Annotated in this window: 17 protein-coding genes; 7 read left to right on the top strand and 10 right to left on the bottom strand. The window is 70.1% G+C overall.

Annotated elements, in window-relative coordinates:
• Positions 1-148: 148 nt before the first annotated feature.
• From hflX to radC, 4 genes are all read right to left on the bottom strand, one after another.
• Positions 149-1,573, bottom strand: coding sequence for a GTPase HflX (hflX, locus tag VFZ09_RS44990; protein ID WP_329734009.1), 1,425 nt, complete (start codon positions 1,571-1,573; stop codon positions 149-151).
• Positions 1,574-1,783: 210 nt separating this feature from the next.
• Positions 1,784-3,853 carry an ATP-dependent DNA helicase RecQ gene (locus tag VFZ09_RS44985; RefSeq protein ID WP_329734008.1) on the bottom strand — a complete coding sequence of 690 codons (2,070 nt, stop codon included), beginning with the start codon at positions 3,851-3,853 and terminating at the stop codon, positions 1,784-1,786.
• 2 nt (positions 3,854-3,855) lie between these two features.
• Positions 3,856-4,164: a DUF3006 domain-containing protein gene (locus VFZ09_RS44980; RefSeq protein WP_329734007.1), complete on the bottom strand. Its 309-nt coding sequence runs from the start codon at positions 4,162-4,164 to the stop codon at positions 3,856-3,858.
• On the bottom strand, positions 4,161-4,934 hold the full coding sequence (gene radC, locus VFZ09_RS44975; RefSeq protein ID WP_329734006.1) for a RadC family protein: 774 nt from the start codon (positions 4,932-4,934) through the stop codon (positions 4,161-4,163). The genes VFZ09_RS44980 and radC overlap by 4 nt, the downstream gene beginning before the upstream one ends.
• Positions 4,935-5,204: 270 nt before the next feature.
• Between radC and VFZ09_RS44970 the strand changes: the two genes are divergently transcribed.
• Positions 5,205-5,639 (top strand): DUF6960 family protein, encoded by a 435-nt coding sequence (locus VFZ09_RS44970; protein WP_329734005.1) that lies wholly within the window; start codon positions 5,205-5,207, stop codon positions 5,637-5,639.
• Here the strand turns inward: VFZ09_RS44970 and VFZ09_RS44965 are convergent.
• From VFZ09_RS44965 to VFZ09_RS44945, 5 genes are all read right to left on the bottom strand, one after another.
• The gene (locus VFZ09_RS44965; protein ID WP_329734004.1) at positions 5,585-6,376 is read right to left on the bottom strand and encodes a response regulator; all 792 of its coding nucleotides are present in this window, start codon (positions 6,374-6,376) and stop codon (positions 5,585-5,587) included. The two genes, VFZ09_RS44970 and VFZ09_RS44965, sit on opposite strands and share 55 nt — an antisense overlap.
• Positions 6,373-8,907 carry a response regulator gene (locus VFZ09_RS44960; protein WP_329734003.1) on the bottom strand — a complete coding sequence of 845 codons (2,535 nt, stop codon included), beginning with the start codon at positions 8,905-8,907 and terminating at the stop codon, positions 6,373-6,375. The genes VFZ09_RS44965 and VFZ09_RS44960 overlap by 4 nt, the downstream gene beginning before the upstream one ends.
• 6 nt (positions 8,908-8,913) lie before the next feature.
• On the bottom strand, positions 8,914-9,291 hold the full coding sequence (locus VFZ09_RS44955; protein WP_329734002.1) for a response regulator: 378 nt from the start codon (positions 9,289-9,291) through the stop codon (positions 8,914-8,916).
• Complete coding sequence (locus VFZ09_RS44950) at positions 9,288-11,291, bottom strand: ATP-binding protein (protein WP_329734001.1); 2,004 nt, start codon at positions 11,289-11,291, stop codon at positions 9,288-9,290. Before VFZ09_RS44950 ends, VFZ09_RS44955 begins: the two co-directional genes overlap by 4 nt.
• 147 nt (positions 11,292-11,438) lie before the next feature.
• Positions 11,439-11,897: a cyclic nucleotide-binding domain-containing protein gene (locus tag VFZ09_RS44945; protein ID WP_073564335.1), complete on the bottom strand. Its 459-nt coding sequence runs from the start codon at positions 11,895-11,897 to the stop codon at positions 11,439-11,441.
• Between the two features lie 83 nt (positions 11,898-11,980).
• Here VFZ09_RS44945 and trxB point away from each other — a divergent pair, with 83 nt between their 5' ends.
• The 6 genes from trxB to VFZ09_RS44915 all read left to right on the top strand — a co-directional run bounded on the left by trxB (position 11,981) and on the right by VFZ09_RS44915 (position 16,768).
• Positions 11,981-12,940, top strand: coding sequence for a thioredoxin-disulfide reductase (gene trxB, locus VFZ09_RS44940; protein WP_329734000.1), 960 nt, complete (start codon positions 11,981-11,983; stop codon positions 12,938-12,940).
• 31 nt (positions 12,941-12,971) lie between these two features.
• Entirely contained in the window at positions 12,972-14,159 is a 1,188-nt protein-coding gene (locus VFZ09_RS44935; RefSeq protein WP_329733999.1) for an aminotransferase class I/II-fold pyridoxal phosphate-dependent enzyme, read from the top strand.
• On the top strand, positions 14,156-14,653 hold the full coding sequence (gene moaC / locus VFZ09_RS44930; protein WP_329733998.1) for a cyclic pyranopterin monophosphate synthase MoaC: 498 nt from the start codon (positions 14,156-14,158) through the stop codon (positions 14,651-14,653). Before VFZ09_RS44935 ends, moaC begins: the two co-directional genes overlap by 4 nt.
• Positions 14,654-14,723: 70 nt before the next feature.
• The gene (locus tag VFZ09_RS44925) at positions 14,724-15,926 is read left to right on the top strand and encodes an aminotransferase class V-fold PLP-dependent enzyme (RefSeq protein ID WP_329733997.1); all 1,203 of its coding nucleotides are present in this window, start codon (positions 14,724-14,726) and stop codon (positions 15,924-15,926) included.
• 76 nt (positions 15,927-16,002) lie between these two features.
• Positions 16,003-16,293 carry a hypothetical protein gene (locus VFZ09_RS44920; RefSeq protein ID WP_329733996.1) on the top strand — a complete coding sequence of 97 codons (291 nt, stop codon included), beginning with the start codon at positions 16,003-16,005 and terminating at the stop codon, positions 16,291-16,293.
• Positions 16,294-16,513: 220 nt separating this feature from the next.
• Positions 16,514-16,768, top strand: a complete 255-nt coding sequence (locus VFZ09_RS44915; protein ID WP_329733995.1) for a hypothetical protein — start codon at positions 16,514-16,516, stop codon at positions 16,766-16,768.
• Between the two features lie 43 nt (positions 16,769-16,811).
• On the opposite strand, the gene VFZ09_RS44910 is transcribed toward VFZ09_RS44915, so the two are convergent.
• Positions 16,812-16,973, bottom strand: a complete 162-nt coding sequence (locus VFZ09_RS44910) for a hypothetical protein (protein ID WP_329733994.1) — start codon at positions 16,971-16,973, stop codon at positions 16,812-16,814.
• Between the last annotated feature and the right edge of the window lie 863 nt (positions 16,974-17,836).

The raw sequence follows: 17,836 nt of genomic DNA, 5'->3' as shown, positions 1-17,836 counted from the left end.
GAACATCGCTTGGGTGGTGCGGCCGGCCTTGGACTTCGTCCTGCACTGGAGCCGCTGGCGACGCCGCCATCAGGCCATCGCCAAACGCTGCCATTACCGACGCAGAGACCCTCGCGCCAAAGTCCCACTGTAGTACTAGTTCATCCGCTCACGTCTCGAAGGCTCGGGTGAGTCGGGCCATCGCCGCGGGGAGCGCCCGGAGCTTCAGCCGCCGGCCCGTTTCGTCGTAGGCCTCGGAGAGCACCCGCGCATGCTCGTACACCTCTCCGATGCGCGCCTGCCGGGCGTAGGGAATCACCAGCTCCGCTTCGATCATCGAGCCCTCGAAGAACTCGATGATCGTCTGGCGCAGTGACGCCACGTCCTCCGGTGCGTGCGCCGAGAGGAGGAGGGCCTCGGGATGCCGCTGGAGCAGGGCCTCCCGGGCCTCGGGCGTGAGCCGGTCCGCCTTGTTGAACAACAGCCGGCTCGGCACGCTCTGCGCTCCAATCTCCCGGAGCACCGAGCGGGTCACCTCGAGCTGGGACTCCCAGGTGGGGTCGGAGCCATCCACCACGTAGAGCAGCAGCGATGCCTCCAGCGCCTCGTCCAGCGTGGAGCGGAACGAGGCCACCAGGTCGTGCGGCAGCTTCTGGATGAAGCCCACCGTGTCGGAAATCAGCACCCGTGGACGGGTCTCCGGTTGCAGCGCCCGCACCGTGGTGTCGAGCGTGGCGAAGAGCTGATCCGCCACCAGCACCTCGCTGCCCGTCAGGGCCCGCATGAGCGAGGACTTGCCCGCGTTGGTGTAGCCGACCAGCGCCACCCGCAGCTGGTCCCTCCGGGCGTAGCGCCGGTGGTCCTGGTCGTGCTGGATGGCCGCGAGCCCCTCGCGCAGCTCGGCGAGCCGGTCGCGAATCTTGCGGCGATCCAGCTCCACCGCCGAGTCACCCGAGCCCCGGCCCTGCTGGCGCTCGCGGCTCCCCGTCGACTCGCGCAGGCGCGGGGCCAGGTAGTTGAGCCGGGCGATCTCCACCTGCATCTTCGCCTCCCGGCTCCGCGCGTGGCGGTGGAAGATGTCCACGATGACGCCCGTGCGGTCGTACACCTGCGCGCCCGTGGCCCTCTCCAGGTTGCTCAACTGGCTGGGTGAGAGCTCGTGGTCGACCACCACCACCGTGGGCTTCTCCGCGAGGGGTTCCTCGCTGGCCTCGGCGGACAGCTCCTCCTCGGGGACCTCGTCCTCCTCCGCCACGTCCTCGCCCGTTCCGGCCTCGGCTTCCTGCTCCCCGGCTTCCTCGGCTTCGGCCTCCCAGCGCTCGCGTGCCTTCGACTTGCGCCCATGTGCCCCCGAGACCACGGTGCCGCGGCCCCCGGTGAGCCGGGCCAGTTCCGCGAGCTTTCCGCTCCCGAGCACCGTTCCCGTCGCGAGCTTGTCGCGGCGCTGGCTCACGGTCGCGACAACCTCGTAGCCGAGTGTGTGCACCAACCGCCCGAGCTCGGCGAGGTCGGCGGCGTGTTCGGTGTCCGAGACGCCGGGAAGTTGTACGCCCACCAGCACGGCGAGCGGACGCGGAGAAGAGGAGTTCGACATGACTCCTCTCGTACCACGTTGGGCCCGCTATCTGGAGTCGCGCTGGAAACGCCGGGTGACACCCAGCAACAGCAGGGTCTGGTCGAAGCGCGGTGTGGACAGGGGGTTCAACCTGGGAGCCGTGGCACCCTCACCCCGTCCCTCTCCCGGAGGGCGAGGGGAAATGGGTCGCGGTGGGCAGCACATGTCCGCAGGGGCTCTTCCGTGCTCTCAGTGCCGGGCGCTCCTCGACTTGCGCACCTTGGGCGGGACGGGAGCCACCGGAATGGGCTCGTGCCCGGCGGCGCGCGCCATGAGGCAGATCTCCACCACCTTGGGTCCGAAGCGCTCCCAGCGGCTCTCGCCCGTGCCCTTCACCGTGAGGAACGACTCCCGGTCGATGGGCAGCGCCGCGGCGAGTCCCCGCAGCGTCTCGTCATTGAAGATGATGAAGGGCGGCACCTCGAGATCCCTCGCCAGCTCCTTGCGCCAGCGGCGCAGCTCGGTGGCGGCCAGCTCGCTGTAGCCGTCGGGGCGGCCGGGGGCCAGCGTCGGCGTGGCCCGGGGCGCGGTCGCGTGACGGTCGAGCCCCTCCAGGCGCTTGAGCCGGCTGCCCGCGCACGTGTCGCAGTTGCCGCAGGTGGCCTCCACGTCCTTCTGCCCGAAATACTGGAGGATGAAGGCCCGCCGGCACCGCTTCGTGTAGGCGTAGTCCGTCATCTGCTTGAGGTGCAGCAGCGAGCGCCGCTCCTGCTCACGCACCTTGCTCAGGTCCACGCCCAGCTCGCGGAAGGGCACCGTGGACAGCGCGCGGATGGTGCGTCCGGAGAAGGGCCGGCGTACCTGCAGCGCTCCCGCCCGCTCCAGCAGCTTGAGCGCGTGTTGAATCTCGTCGCCCGACAGTCCCGTGCGCCGCGCGAGGATGGGCAACTCCGTGGTCGCCGAGCGCCCCACGGGGAACGTCTCCAGCAACGAGGCCAGCAGGCGCCTCGCATCCGGAGCATGCGGCTGCGCGCCGGGCGCCTTCTCCGTCAGGGTGATGCCGTACTCGCCCTCGCCCCGGCTGCCCCGTTCAATCTTGCCCTCGCGCTCCAGGATGCGCAGCGCGGAGGAGATCTCGAACTCGCTCGCGCCCGCCTGGGCCGCCAGCACGTGCTGGCCCTTGTCGTACTCGGGCACCGAGCGCAGCACGTTCCACAGGTCCGAGAGCACCGCCTCCGAGGGGTGGTTGCTCTCGATGAGCCGCTCCTGCGTGTACACGTCCGCGTGGTTGAAGAGCAGCGCGGCGAAGGCCGGCCCCCGGTCACGTCCCGCGCGGCCGATCTCCTGGTAGTACGCCTCCACCGCCTTGGGGATGTTGGCGTGGGCCACGAAGCGGATGTCCGGCTTGTCGATGCCCATGCCGAAGGCGTTGGTGGCCACCGCCACCGCCTCCTTGGCGGACATGAAGTCGTCCTGGGCGCGGCGCCGGGCGTCGTCGTCCATGCCCGCGTGGTAGAGGATGGCGTTCACCCCCCGCTCCAGCAGCGCCGAGTGCGTGTTCTCCGCCGACTTGCGCGTGGAGCAGTAGATGATGCCGCTGCCGCCCCCCACCGACGCGAGCCCCGCGCAGGCCCGGCGCTTGTCCTCGTCCCCGCTCACCTGGAACACCTCCAGGAAGAGGTTGGGCCGGTCGAAGCCCTCGGCGAACACCTGCGGGTCCTTCATCAGCAGGGAGCGGACGATGTCGTCGCGCACCTCGGGCGTCGCGGTGGCGGTGAGGGCCACGGTGCGCGGCGGACGCAGGCGCTTGCGCACCTGGCCCAGCTGCGCGTAGTCCGGCCGGAAGTCGTGGCCCCACTGGGAGATACAGTGGGCCTCGTCCACGGCGAGCAACTCCACCCCCACCTGGCTCAGCGCGTCCAGGAAGCTGGGGCTGCGGAAGCGCTCGGGCGCCACGTAGACGAGCTTGAACTCGCCGGCCCGCATGCGGCGGATGCGGTCCGCCCGCTCCAGGTCCGACAGGGACGAGTTGATGAACGTGGCGGAGATGCCGCGGCCCGTGAGCTGCTCCACCTGATCCTTCATCAGCGCGATGAGCGGGGAGATGACGAGCGTCACCCCGGGCAGCAGCACGGCGGGGAGCTGGTAGCACAGGCTCTTCCCCGCGCCCGTGGGCATGACCACCACGGTGTTGCGCCCGCTCAGCACGGAGCTGATGACCTGGGCCTGCCCCGGCCTGAACTCGCTCAGGCCGAAATGACGGACCAGTCCCTCCTGGGCTTGCTCGTAATGGGGGAGGGCCTCCGGCATCCGCCGCATATTCACCGTTCCTTATCGGCCGTCAACGACCCAGAAGCTCCTGAGGACAGATCCAGCCCGTCAGGTACCGGGACGGCCAGGCGGGCCCGCCATTCGGCCACCTCCCGGGCCAGCCGGGCGCCTGCCTCGGCGTCCAGGCGGCCGTCCCGCACCACGTCTCCTTCCCGTGCCCCCGGGGGAAGGGTGGAGCGCGGCACCGTGCGCGCCTTGCCGCCGCCCACGGGCACCACCTGCGCCACCTCGTCCTCCATCACCTCCACCCGCACCGCCCCACCACCGCACGCCACAACACCCAGTGCCCCCAGCATCATCCACGCTCTCCCGCCATGCTCCATGGTCCTCGGGTCTCCCCGCCCAGCAGCGGCAACTCGCCCCGCTCCAACAGCGACGCGTACGTCCCATCTCCAATCACCACATGGTCCAGCACCTTGATGCCCAGCACCCGGCCCGCCTCGATGAGCTGGGCCGTGAGGCCCAGGTCCTGTCCCGAGGGCTCCGGGTCCCCCGAGGGGTGGTTGTGCGCCAGTACGATGGCCGAGGCCCGCGAGGTGATGGCCGCGGCGAACACCTCGCGTGGATCCACCATGCAGGAGTTGATGGTGCCCTCGGCCACGCGTGCGTCATGTAGCAGCACGTTGCGCGCGTTGAAGCACAACACGTGGAACACCTCGCGCCGCAGCGCGCTCAGGTTGGGCGCCAGGTACGCGGAGATCTCCTTCGGGGTGCGCAGGCGCGGCCGCCGCTCGGTGACTCGCTGGGCCCGGCGTCCCAGCTCCAGCGCCGCCAGCACCTGCGCCGTACGCCCCGGCCCCATTCCCGGCCGCGCGCACAGCTCCCGCGGATCCTGCTGCACCAGTTGCTTGAGTCCGCCTCGGGTGGCGAGCAGGGCCTCCGCCAGCGCCCGCGTGCGCGCTCCCGAGCCCAGCAACACGGAGAGAAGCTCCGGATCGGTGAGGGCCGCCGCCCCCAACCGGAAGAGGCGCTCCCGGGGGCTGTCCGCCTCCGGAAGCTTCTCCCTCACCGATCCCTCGCCCGCCGACTCCTCCCACCCCACCGTCACCACCGCCGCCGTCCTGTCCATCCCGCCCTCCGTCCGCGTCACGGACTTCTCACCGCACCGCCACCCACGCCGCCCGCCCACCGTCCCGCCCTTCATCCGTGCCGGGCGGTAGAGCAACGCGCGTGCCGACGGCGCTTCCCTCGGAAGGAACCGGACACAACCGTCTCGATGTGTGTGGAGCGGCCTACAGTCGGGACGGGGAGGATTGGCGGGGCCTTCCGCATCGTGTCACGTCAGGACACCGCGAGCCGTCCGTGTGCGGGGACGCTGATCGCGTGAGGAGGCCGTCCGATGTTCACCCATGCCGTGCCGATGAACGAACGCGTGTGGGGGCTCTACCCCTGGCACGGGCAATCCGAGGCCGAGCGCCAGCTCGTCCATCCCGAGGACCTCGAGCGGCTCAAGGTGCTGTGGCCCTACTGCAAGGTGCTGGAGCGGCTCGGGGAGGCCGCGGAGCAGGGCTTCATCCTCCTGCGCTACGCCGAGAGCGTCTTCCGCGTCCGGCCGGAGCTCTTCCAGCCCGTCTCCGCGCCGGCCTTCGACTTCGGCGGCGAGGTGCGGCTGCGCAAGGACGCCGGGCGCACCGGCGTCATCGTCGCCATCTACTGGCACTACAAGCAGGCCCGGCCCTTCTTCCTCCTGCGGCTCGGAATGAAGCGCTCCCTCAAGCACTACTTCGCCGAGGAGCTCCTGCCCGGCTTCGTGCTCCCGGCCCGGTCCGCCTGAGCCGGCCCGGTTTCTTTCCCGATCACCGTGGCCAGTGCCTGCCGTGCCGCCTCCAGGGCCCCCCAGTCCGGTGCCGCCTTTCCGTCCCGGACCGGCTTGAGCAGCACCTCCAGGAGCCGCGCCGCGCCGCTCACCGCGTGGAAGCCGTAGGAGCCCGCCGTCCCATGCAGCTTGTGGGCGAGCTCGAAGGCCGCATCCATCCCCTCCTTGCTTCCGGCCCGCGCCCGCTCCATCGCCCCCGTCAAATCCCTCAGCTTGTCCCCCAGGCGCGCCCCGTACTCGGCGCTCAGCGTCCGGAAGGTGGCGTCCAGGTCCTCCGCGGAGTCCTGGCCCTCGGCCAGTGCCGCGGGCGGCGGGGGAGGGGGCCTCGCCGCCAGCATCTGCTCCACCCAGAGGAGCAGCTCCTGGGGCGTGTAGGGCTTGTGCAGCACGCGCGACACCTCGAGCTGCCGCGTGAGGTGATCGTGGCTCTGGAGCTCCTTCCAGAAGGCCGAGGCGAAGAGGATGGGCAGCGTGGGGTGCTGCTGGCGCACCTCCTGGAGGAAGTCCGTCCCCTTCACCTCCGGCAGCAGGCCGTCCACCACGGCGGCATCCACCCGGATGCAGGCCAGCACCGTGCGCGCCTCCTTCACGGTGCGGGCCGGCTCCACCTCGTAACCCCGCTCGCGCAGGTACGCGGAGACGAGCGACTGCAGATCCTGATCATCCTCGAGGAAGAGGATGGTTCCCCGGCTCATGGGGCCTCCTGGTGCGGCGTCTGGCCGCTGTCCTTGTGGGCCAGAAGCCCGTTGAGCAGCTCCCGCACGGAGACGAGCAGCTCGTCCTCGGACGTGCGCGCCTTGGTGAGGTGGCGGGTGAGGCCGAGCGTGAGCTGGTGCTGGTCCCCGGACGACAGCTCGCGCCCGGTGAAGACGATGAGCGGTGTGCCGCGGCCCTTGCCCTGGCGGAGGATGTCCACCACCTCGAAGCCATCCAGCCGGGGCAGGCCCACGTCCAGGACGATGAGATCCGGCGGCGTGGTGCGGGCCAGCGCCACCGCGCTCTCACCGTCCTCGGCCTCGTAGCAGGCCACCCCCAGGCGCTCCAACTGGGCGCGCAGCACCTGGCGCGTGCTCACGTCGTCGTCCACGATGAGCACCCGCGCCTGGCCCGGCCGGCGGATGGCGTGGCGCAGCGACAGCAGGAAGCGCTTCTCGTCGAAGGGCTTCTCCATCCAGTCCACCAGCAGCGGCTGGACGACGCCCTCCTGCTGCGCCGAGCGCCCCGACAGCATCAACACCGGCAGCTCGCGGGTGCGGGGCTCCTCGCGCAGCTTGCGGACGAGCTCCAGCCCGCTGCCCTCCGGGCCCTGCGCGTCCAGCACGAGCATGTCCGGGGCGCCCACCTCGATGAGCTTCTCCGCCTCCTCCGCCGAGGGGCTGCGCAGCACGCGGTAGCCCTCGTGGGTGAGCAGGCCGCGCAGCAGGCCGGACAGCTCCGAGTCCGTCGTCACCACGAGGATGGTGTAGCGCGACTCGTCCATCACCACGGAGCTACTGCCCGAGCCCATGCGCAGCGCCGTCAGCGAGAAGGTGAAGGTGGCGCCATGGCCTGGCTCGCTGTGCACCTCGATGCGGCCGCCGTGCTGCTCGACGATGGCCTGGGAGATGGCCAGGCCCAGGCCGGTGCCTCCCTTGGTGCGCGTGTCCGAGCTGTCCAACTGCTGGAACTTGCCGAAGAGCCGGCCGCGCTGATCCAACGGGATGCCCGGGCCCTGGTCCACCACGGAGAAGCGCACCTGGCCGCGCGCGTCCCGGGCCGCCCGCACCACCACCTGACTGTCCGGAGGGGAGAACTTGATGGCGTTGGAGACGAGGTTGGTGAGCACCTGGATGAGCCGGTCCCGGTCCGCCCGCACCGGGCCCGCCCCTTCCGCCTCGGCGTGCAGGCGCACCCGCGCCGCGTCCGCCATGCCCCGCACCCCGCTGAAGGTGGCCTCGAGGAGCTCGGCCGTCTCCACCGACTGGAGCTTCAGCTCCATCTTGCCGGACTCGATCTTCTCGAGGTCGAGGATGTCGTTGATGAGGCGGATGAGGCGCTCGGTGTTGGTGCGGGCGATGCGCACCATGTCCTGGGCCTGGGCGGGCAGCTCGCCGAGGATGCCGCCCTCGAGCAGGCCGAGCGAGCCACGGATGGAGGTGAGGGGCGTGCGCAGCTCGTGGCTGACGGTGGAGACGAACTCGTTCTTCAGCCGCTCCACCTCGCGGCGCTCGGTGATGTCGCGCACGTAGGAGGTGAAGCGCGCGGGGCCGTCGGTGCGCACGCGCAGGAGGGTGAGCTCGGCGGGGAAGGTGCTGCCATCCGCGCGCAGGCCCTGCAGCTCCAGGCGGGTGGCGCGGCCGGGGGCGGCATCGGCCCGGAGCGCGCGAGCCACCATGCCGCGCTGCTCGGCCTTCACGGTGGCGGCCAGGGCGAGCGAGACGAAGTCCCGGCCCAGCGCCTGCGCCCGTGGCAGCCGGAAGATCTGCTCCGCGGCGGGGTTGAACTCCAGGATGCGGCCCGCCTCGTCCAGGGAGATGATGCCATCGAGCGAGCTCTCCAGGATGGCCGCCTTGCGGGCCTCGCTCTCGCGCAGCTCCGTGTTGGCGGTGGAGAGGGCCGCGGTGCGCTCCTCCACCCGGGCCTCCAGCTGCGCGTTGAGGGTGTCGAGCGCGGCCCCCGTGCGCGCCAGCCGCACCAGCACCGCCAGGACGAAGGCGACGAGCAGCAGCGAGAAGGCGAAGAGGACGATGCGGAAGCGCTCGGTGCGCGCCAGCGCCCCCTCGTGCAGCTGGAGGTAGGTGGTGATGATCCGCTCGGCCTCGGGGCTGGCGGGGCTGTCCAGCAGCTGGCGGAGCGTGGCCTCGGCCTCGCCCGGACCTTGCGCCTGGAGGCGCACCAGCAGGGCCTCCTCGTCCGCCAGGGCGCGCAGGTAGTCGTCCAGCACCGCGTTCAACGTCCGCCGCTCCGGCTCCGTGAGGAACGAGGGGGAGGCGCGCAACCGCTCCGCCATCGCTCGCAGGGTGGCGAGCTCCTCGCGCGGCTCGCCATGGAGCCGGGGCATGCCCACGTGGGCGCGCAGGAGATCCTGCTCCAGCTCGGCGCTCAGGACGCGGAGCTGGCGCAGGTGGGTGCGGTAGCGGTCGTGCTCGCCGGCCGGCATGGGGCGGCCCAGGGCGAAGAGCACACACAGGAGCGCGAGCGCCCCCCCGGCGAGCACCACGGAGCGTTTGGAGAGACGGGTCTTCACGGTGCCTCAGGTGGGCGGCAGCAGCTTCTTGATTTCGGCGGGCAGGGTCATCGGATCGAACGGCTTGCCGATGACGCCCACGGCCCCCAGCTCCAGGTAGCGTGCCACCTCCTGCTTCTGGATTTTCGCCGTCATGAAGATGACGGGCGTCTTCGCGGTGGCCTCCTGGGCGCGCAGCTTGCCCAGGGTGGTGGGCCCGTCCATGCCCGGCATCATCACGTCCAGGAGGATGAGGTCCGGCTGCTCGGCGGCGGCCTTGGCCACGGCCTCGGCGCCCGAGGCGGCGAGCACCGTCTGCCAGCCGCCCACGCGGCCGAGGCTCAGCTGGCCGATGGTGCGGATGTCATCCTCGTCGTCCACGAGCATCACCTTGCGAATCGTCATGGGACACCTCTGGGAGGCAGGGGTTGGGCGGCGGACAGCAGGAGGCGGAGGACGGTGGAGCGCAGCTCCTCGTTGGAGGTGCGGGACTTCACCAGCACGGCGGAGACCTGGCGGGCCAGCTCCGGCTCGGCCTCGCGCACGGAGAAGAGCACCACCGGGGCGGCGGCGAGCAGCGGGGCCAGCGGCAGGACCCCGCCCTCGGGCAGCACGGGCTCGGCGATGACGAGCGGGAAGGGTCCGGAGCGCAGCGCGGACTCGGCCTCCAGGGGGCCGCTCGCGGGCACCACGTCCGCCACGTCCCGCAGCACGTTGGCCACCACGCGGCGGTTGTCCTCGTCCGCCTCCACGTGCAGGACGCGGGGGCGCGCGGCGTGGGGCCCGGCCCGTGGGGCCGGCTCCTGCTGGGGCGGCACGGACGGGGCGGAGACGCTCGCCTCCGCGTGCCACTCGGGCAGCTCCACCCGGAAGGTGGTGCCGGCGCCCTTGGTGGTGACGAAGTCCAGCGTGCCGCCCATCCGCTCCGCCAGCGCCCGCGCGATGGAGAGCCCCAGCCCGGTGCCTCCCTTGCGCCGGCTGTCCGAGCCGTCCGCCTGGGCGAACTTCTCGAAGATGCGGCCCCGGAAGGCCTCGGGAATGCCCGGCCCCCGGTCCTCCACGCTCACGCGCAGCCGCGGGCCCACCCGCTCCAGCCGCAGCGTCACGCGCTCTCCACGTGGGGAGAACTTGAGCGCGTTGGACAGCAGGTTGGCCAGCACCTGGAGGAAGCGGTCCCCATCCGCCAGGACGCGGGCGCCGGGCGCCTCCACCACCAGCTCCACGCTGGCGCCGCACTCCCGTGCGTAACCCTGGTGCGCCTCGACGGCCTGGGCCAGCAGCGCGTCCAGCTCCAGCGGCTCCAGGTGGAAATCCAGCTTGCCGGACTCCATCTTCTCGAGGTCGAGGATGTCGTTGATGAGGCGGATGAGGCGCTCGGTGTTGGTGCGGGCGATGCGCACCATGTCCTGGGCCTGGGCGGGCAGCTCGCCGAGGATGCCGCCCTCCAGCAGGCCGAGCGAGCCGCGGATGGAGGTGAGGGGCGTGCGCAGCTCGTGGCTGACGGTGGAGACGAACTCGCTCTTCATCCGCTCCATCTGCCGGCGCTCGGCCTCCAGGCGCTTCTGCTCGGTGACGTCGCGCGCCACGCCGTAGAAGATGCCCTCCTCCGGGTTGACGGTGGCGTTCCACTGGAGCCAGTGCCAGGTGCCGTCCTGGCCGCGGCAGCGGTGCTCGAAGCGGGGGAGGAGCTCGCCGCGCGCGCCCCGCGCCAGCCACTCGGTGGTGGAGGCCCGGTCCTCCTCGTGCACCAGCTCCAGCAGGGGCGTGGCGCGCAGCGTCTGCTCGGAGTAGCCGAGCGTCCGGCTCCACGCCCGGCTCAGCTGCCGGAAGGTGCCCTCCACCCCGGCGATGCAGAGCATGTCCACGGACAGCTCGAAGAAGCGCTCCTGCTGCGCCAGCGCGGTGCGCGCCTGCTGGAGGGTGAGGGCGTTGAGCTCCAGCTCCACCCACGAGGCCAGGTCCTCCAGCTGCTGGCGCTCCTCGGGGCCGAAGTCGCGTGCCCGGCGGTCCATGAGGCAGAGCGTCCCCACGGGGCTGCCGTCCGCGGCGTGCAGCGGGTGGCCCGCGTAGAAGCGCACGTGGGGCTCGGCGGTGACGAGCGGGTTGTCGAAGAAGCGCTTGTCGTCCAGCGCGTCCCGCACCACGAAGGTGTCCGGGGTGAGGATGGCGTGGCCGCAGAAGGAGACGCTGCGCGCCGTGGAGGACGTGTCCATGCCCACGCGGGCCTTGAACCACTGCCGCGAGCCGTCCACCAGGGACACCAGGGAGATGGGGACGCGGAACGTCCGGGCGGCCATCCGGACGATGCGGTCGAAGCGCTCCTCGGCCGGGGTGTCCAGCAGGCCCAGGCGCCGCAGGGCCTGGAGCCGCCGCGGCTCATCGGGCGGGAGGGGAGGTGGAATCATGGGGGGGCTCGGGGGCGCGCACAGCCGCCTGGTCCCAGTGTATCCAGGGCTCACGGGGAGTGGGGGCTCCTGGGAGGGTCCTTCGTCACCCCGCCCGCTGCCCGTGCCTCCGGGCGGGTGGAGGCCCGGCGGGAGTGGGGCGGCGCGTCAGAAACGCGACAGCGCCAGGAACGTCTTCATCTTCTCGTTCGTCTCGCGCAGCCGCACCGACAGTGTGCGGACGAAGCTCCACAGCAGCACGTAGGCCAGGTCCTTGTCGGTGAACATGAGGTGATCCAACTGCTCGCGTTCGATCACCCACAGGGTGCACGAGGTGTGGGCGTAGGCGTCGGCCGAGCGGGGGATGTCCTCGATGACGGACATCTCCCCGAAATACTGGCCCTTTTCCAGGATGGCGAGCGCCTCTTCCCCCATGCCGGGCACCTGCTGGGAGATGCGCACCTTGCCTTCCAGGATGATGAACATGTCCCGGCCGGTCTCTCCCTCACGGAACAGGCAGGCCCCTGCCTCATGGCCCCGGGGACGGGCGATCGCGGCGACCCGGAGGAGCTGACTTTGGGTGAGCCCCTCGAAGAGCGCAACCTTCTGGAGGATCGAGGCATCCATTGGTGCGCTGCTTCGTACCACGACCCGTGGGGGCTCTGGTACGGTGGCGCCCCAATTTCACGGAAACACAGGAGCGACGACCCGTGGCGGAGAAGATCAACAAGGTGACCATCATCGGCTCGGGGCCCGCGGGCTACACCGCGGCCATCTACGCCGCGCGCGCCAACCTGCAGCCCGTCATGTTCTCGGGTGGCCCCACCCTCGAGGACCCCCAGCGCGTGCCCGGCGGCCAGCTGATGATCACCACGGACGTGGAGAACTACCCCGGCTTCCCCGAGGGCATTACGGGCCCGGAGATCATGGAGCGCTTCCAGAAGCAGGCCGAGCGCTTCGGCACCGTCATCCACATGGAGAACGTGGAGAAGGTGGACTTCTCCAAGCGCCCCTTCTTCATCCAGGGCGAGAGCCAGAGCTGCTACTCGGAGACGATCATCATCGCCACGGGCGCGAGCGCGAAGTGGCTGGACGTGAAGGGCGAGGACACCTACAAGAACCGGGGTGTGTCCGCCTGCGCCACGTGTGACGGCGCCTTCTTCAAGAACCAGGACGTGCTGGTGGTGGGCGGCGGCGACACGGCCATGGAGGAGGCTACCTACCTGGCGAAGATCGTCAAGAGCGTCACGGTGGTGCACCGGCGCGACTCCCTTCGCGCCTCGAAGGTGATGCAGGACCGGGCGCTGAACAACCCGAAGATCTCCTTCCTGTGGGACAGCGCCATCGACGAGGTGGTGGGTGACAACAAGGGGATGACGGGCGCGGTGGTGCGCAACCTGAAGACGAACGACACGAAGCTGGTGGCGGCCACGGGCCTGTTCGTGGCCATCGGCCACACGCCCAACACGAGCCTCTTCCAGGGCGTGCTGGAGACGCACCAGGGGGGCTACCTGAAGACGGTGCCGGGCAGCACCCGGACCAACATCCCCGGCGTGTTCGCTTGTGGCGACGTGCAGGACAGCTACTACCGGCAGGCCATTACGGCCGCGGGCACGGGCTGCATGGCGGCCATCGACGCCGAGCGCTGGCTCATCGAGCACGGCGAGTAGGCCCTTCGGGCACGGCTCTCGGGAGACATTCATGAGCACGAAGCGGAAGACGGTGGCGGTGCACGCGGGCTCGCAGCTGACGGGCAGCAAGTCCCAGCCCGTGGTGCCCCCCATCCACGTGTCGGCGGTGAGCTTCTTCGACAGCAGCGACGAGCTGGACGAGGCGCTGGACGGCAAGGACTACGTCTACTCGCGCATCGCCGCGCCCAACGCGGCGCTGCTGGAGGAGGCGGTGGCGGCGTTGGAGGGGGCGGAGGCCTGCGTGGCCTACGCGAGCGGCATGGCCGCCCTCAAGGCCGTCTTCGAGGCGCAGAACCTGAAGGCCGGCGACGGGGTGGTGATGCCGTCGGACGGCTACGGCGTCACCCGGTCGCTCTACAAGAACCTGGCGGCGCGGGCCGGGGTGCGCATCGAGGCGCTCATGCTCACGGACGCGGCGGCGCCCGAGCGCATCGTCGCGCTGCGCCCCAAGCTGGTGCTGGCCGAGAGCGTCACCAACCCGCTGCTGCGCGTGCCGGACATCCGGGCGCTGGCGCGGGCGAGCCACGAGGTGGGGGCGGTGTTGGCGGTGGACGCCACCTTCCCCTCGCCGTACGGGCAGCGCTCGTGCGAGCTGGGGGCGGACTACGCCATCCAGTCCACGACGAAGTGGCTCAACGGGCACAGCGACGCGCTGGGCGGCTCGGTGAGCGGCACGAAGGAGAAGCTGGCGCCGCTGCGGGCCGCGCGCCTGCTGGGCGGTGAGGTGCTGGGGCCCTTCGAGGCGTGGCTCACCCTGCGCGGGGTGCGCACGCTGCCCATCCGAATGAAGGCGCACTGCGAGCACGCGGCCCACGTGGCCAGGCGGCTCTCCGAGTCCCCGCTCATCGAGCGCGTGCACTACCCGGGGCTGCCGGGCCATCCGGACCACGCGGTGGCGAAGCAGGTGCTGGAGGGCGGCTTCGGCGGCATGGTGGCCTTTGACATCAAGGGCGCGGGCCGGCCGGACTGCTTCCGCTTCCTGGAGGCGGTGAAGCTGGCGAGGGCGGCGCCGTCGCTCGGGGACGTGTGCACGCTGGTGATGCACGCGGCGAGCGCGAGCGCGCGGCGGATGACGCCCGAGGAGCGGAAGGCAGCCGGCATCGGCGAGAGCCTCATCCGCGTCTCGGTGGGCCTGGAAGACCCGGATGACATCGCGGACGATCTGCTCGCCGCGGTGTCGGAGGCGATGAAACGGTGAAGATGGTGGACGTGGGCGGGAAGGAGAAGACCGAGCGCGTGGCCGTGGCCACCGCCCGGCTGCGCATGCTTCCCGCGACGCTCGAGCGGATTGTGCGGGGGAAGGTGGAGAAGGGAGACGTCCTGGCCGCCGCCCGTCTGGCCGGAGTGATGGCGGCCAAGCGGACTCCGGACATCGTTCCCCTGTGCCACCCCATCGCGCTCTCCGGGGTGGAGGTGGAGCTGGAGCCCCAGGAGGACGCGCTGGAGATCCGCGTGACGGTGCGCACGGTGGACCGCACGGGCGTGGAGATGGAGGCGCTCACGGCGGCGTGCGCGTCGGCGCTCACGGTCTACGACATGTGCAAGAGCGTGGACCGGGGCATGGTGATGGAGCAGGTGCGGCTGGACCACAAGTCCGGCGGCCGCTCCGGCACGTGGGACCGCGAGCCGGCTCCCGCGAAAAAGTCCGCGGCGAAACCGCGCCGCAAGGCCGCCCGCTCGTCGGGCCGGTAGTCCTGTTCGGAGGGGAAACCCGGGGTCCACGCGGAAAGGACCCCGGGCGCGGGCCGTGTTGGTCAGTGGCATGCCTCCCGCCCAGACCGATACGTTGCTAAAGTGGCGCTCGGAGTTCCCCATCCTCGAGCGCAAGGCCGGCTACCTCATCAACAACTCGCTGGGTGCGATGCCGCGCAAGGCGCGCCAGTACCTCAACGACTACGCGGACCTCTGGGACACCGAGGGCGTGGTGGCGTGGCACTCGTGGCTGCCCATGGTGGCGCAGACGGCGGACCTGCTCGGCTCCATCCTCAACGCGCCGCCGGGCACCATGACGATGCACCAGAACGTGAGCACGCTCATCTCCGTGCTCATCTCGGGGCTGTCCTTCTCGGGCCGGCGCAACAAGGTGGTGCTCACCGAGCTGAACTTCCCCTCGGTCGTCTACAACTGGATGGCCCAGCGCAGGAACGGCGCCCGCATCGAGGCGGTGAAGAGCCGCGACGGCGGGTTGAATGTCGAGACGGAGGACCTGCTCGCCGCCATCGACGACGAGACGCTGGTGGTGTCGCTGGACCTGGTGCTGTTCCGCTCCTCGGGGCTGGTGGACGTGAAACCGGTCATCGAGAAGGCGCACCGGCATGGCGCGCTGGTTGTCCTCGACTGCTACCAGGCCACGGGCGCGGTGCCCATCGACGTGCGGGCGCTCGGGGTGGACTTCCTGGTGGGCGGGAGCGTGAAGTGGCTGTGCGGTGGCCCGGGCGCGGCGTACCTCTACGCGCGCCAGGACCTCATCCCGGACTTCAAGCCGAGGATGACGGGGTGGTTCTCGGACGCGCACCCGTTCGACTTCCACTTCGGGGACGTGGAGTACGCGGCGGACGCGCACCGCTTCATGGGCGGTTCTCCCTCGGTGCCCGCGCTGCACGCGGCGCGCGCGGGTTACGAAATCATCCGCGAGGTGGGTGTGGCGGCCATCCGCGAGAAGTCACTGCGGCAGACGTCCCTGTTGATGGCGCTGGCGGATGAGCAGGGATTGAAGGTGAACACGCCGCGCGCGCCGCACCGCCGGGGCAACACGGTGTGTGTGGACTTCGAGGGCAGCGAGGACGCGTGCCGCCGCCTCATCGAGCAGGGCTTCGTGGTGGACTGGCGGCCCAATGGAGGCATCCGCATCTCGCCACACTTCTACAACTCGGACAGCGAGTGCCGCTCCATCATGGAGGCCATCCGCGAGCTGCGCAGGTCCGGGACGCTCCAGAAGATGCCCACGGGCCTGCGTGCTCACTGAGACGCGGTGGAACGCGGAATGTCCTTCACCACCACGCCGCCTGCATCGATCAGCGGCGTTGTGCCTCTGTACGGAAGTGTGCAGCAGCGACGAGGGCCTGCTTCACCTGCCCGAGTTCACCACCTTCGAGGCCCTGTGGGAGGCCCTTGAGCGCCATCCCCTTGCGCTCAAGGGCGCACGGGACATGGTCGCCGTCTTCGATGACGACGCCCTGGATTGGATCGGGGAACTGGCGGGCGAGACCCAGGTGGAGAACCAGCAGCTGATCCGGCCCGTGGTGGCCAGTCTGGCGCGGCTCTGCCAGTTCAGGGTTCCCTGGTGGTGTTGCCCAGTCGCTGGACCTGACGGGCGGAACGCTCCGTCCTGATGTCCCGCATCCCTGCAGTCGGGTCCACGGAGTCCCTACACTCCGGTTTACGAGCACAGGGGATGGCCACGCCCATCCGGTCGCTCCCAAAGTGCTGGCCAGTACTCGGGCGGGGCGGGCTCGCAGTCTCGTGCCGGCCAGGATACCGTGCGCACCGCATGCAGCGGAGGGCGTGGCGTCGCGCGTTCACGTTCCTCCCTGCACACGGAGTGAAGGGACCATGGACGTCTTCGAGATCCGGGACAACGTCGTCGACCAATACTCTGAGTATGTCGGCAGCTTCGTCACCATCCGCGATGACCGCATCCGCGAGTACGTGAGTGCAGAGATGCACTCAGGCGCGCTCTGGCCGGACCCGCTTTTGCAACTCAACCCTGCCTTCGAGCCGGGCGACAGCTTGGACAGCCTCGTGGCAGGAGGCGAGCTGCACTCCCCTTCCGGCGTTCGTCATTCACGACAGTCCGCGGGAGGCTGATCTCGGTCTGAGCCCATACCATCAACTCTTTCAGTTCGTGCGCTCATTGGAAGAGGCCGCCAAGCAGCCAATCTTCCAGTACATCGTCACGACCACCACCAAGCCTCCTGACGCCCTTTGCAGAAAGCCCTGGCTGGTACTGGAACTTCATGGCGCCCCAGCAGAAGAACGGCTGCTCGGGATCGACCTGTAGAGTCAGGTTCATGCACCGGGCCAAGTCGAGCACCGATTCCGAAGTCAATCGAACACCGATTCCGGGCCGATCTCCCTCATCTACACTGCGCGGTGGCAATCAGGAGGCCAACAACTCCCCTCCGGAAACCCCTCACGGCAGAGGGGCGGAGCGCCGGTGTGCTTGGCGCCGTGCAGCAGCCGTTCAGAGTGCCAACACCTTGGAACGGCGCGGTTGCTCAGGCAGGGGGCCCGTAGGAAGAGCCCAAGAGGCGAGCAAGGCGGGCAGGTCTTGGAACTGACGGGATGCTCTCCTCTAGGCCCAGCACAAACTCGGCACGGCCTCGTCACGAGCGCCGACGACTCGGGCGTGACGTGCGGTCGCGTGCTGAACCGGACTGACCCCGACGCCTTCAGAAACAGGGAAACACTGGCGAAATACGAACAACAATGGAGTGAGTTCCAGACCCTACGTCCCAAGTAGATCCCCACCCACGTTGTCGGGCATGTCGGGGATTGGTGATAGGTCCTGCTCGTAGGAGAGTCCTCCGTTGGAGGCTTTGATGACTTCCTCATTGCTGGTGCTGCTGCTGCTGTCTCAGGCAGGAAGGGCTGACCCCACCTCCGCTGAGGCTGTGACTCCTCCGCTCTTGGCCTCCTCACCGGGAAGGTGGCACTACCTCACGCGCGTGGAGGCCTCCGGGCTGGCGCTGTTGCCGAGCGGCGGGGCCAAAGGGCTGGAGAGCTACGCCCAGGTGACACCCATGCTGATCTTCCACGCACGCTGCTCTCCTTGTCACAGCTCTTTATGTGTGAGCCGTGGGGCTCGGGTTCCAGGCCATTAGTGCCTCAGCGCGGTCCGAAGCGCCGCAAGTCTCGCCAGTTCCTTGGCGTCCG

The organism is Archangium sp. (assembly GCF_036277355.1).
Classification (GTDB): Bacteria; Myxococcota; Myxococcia; order Myxococcales; family Myxococcaceae; genus Archangium.
This window is presented reverse-complemented; position numbering and strand designations above follow the sequence as displayed.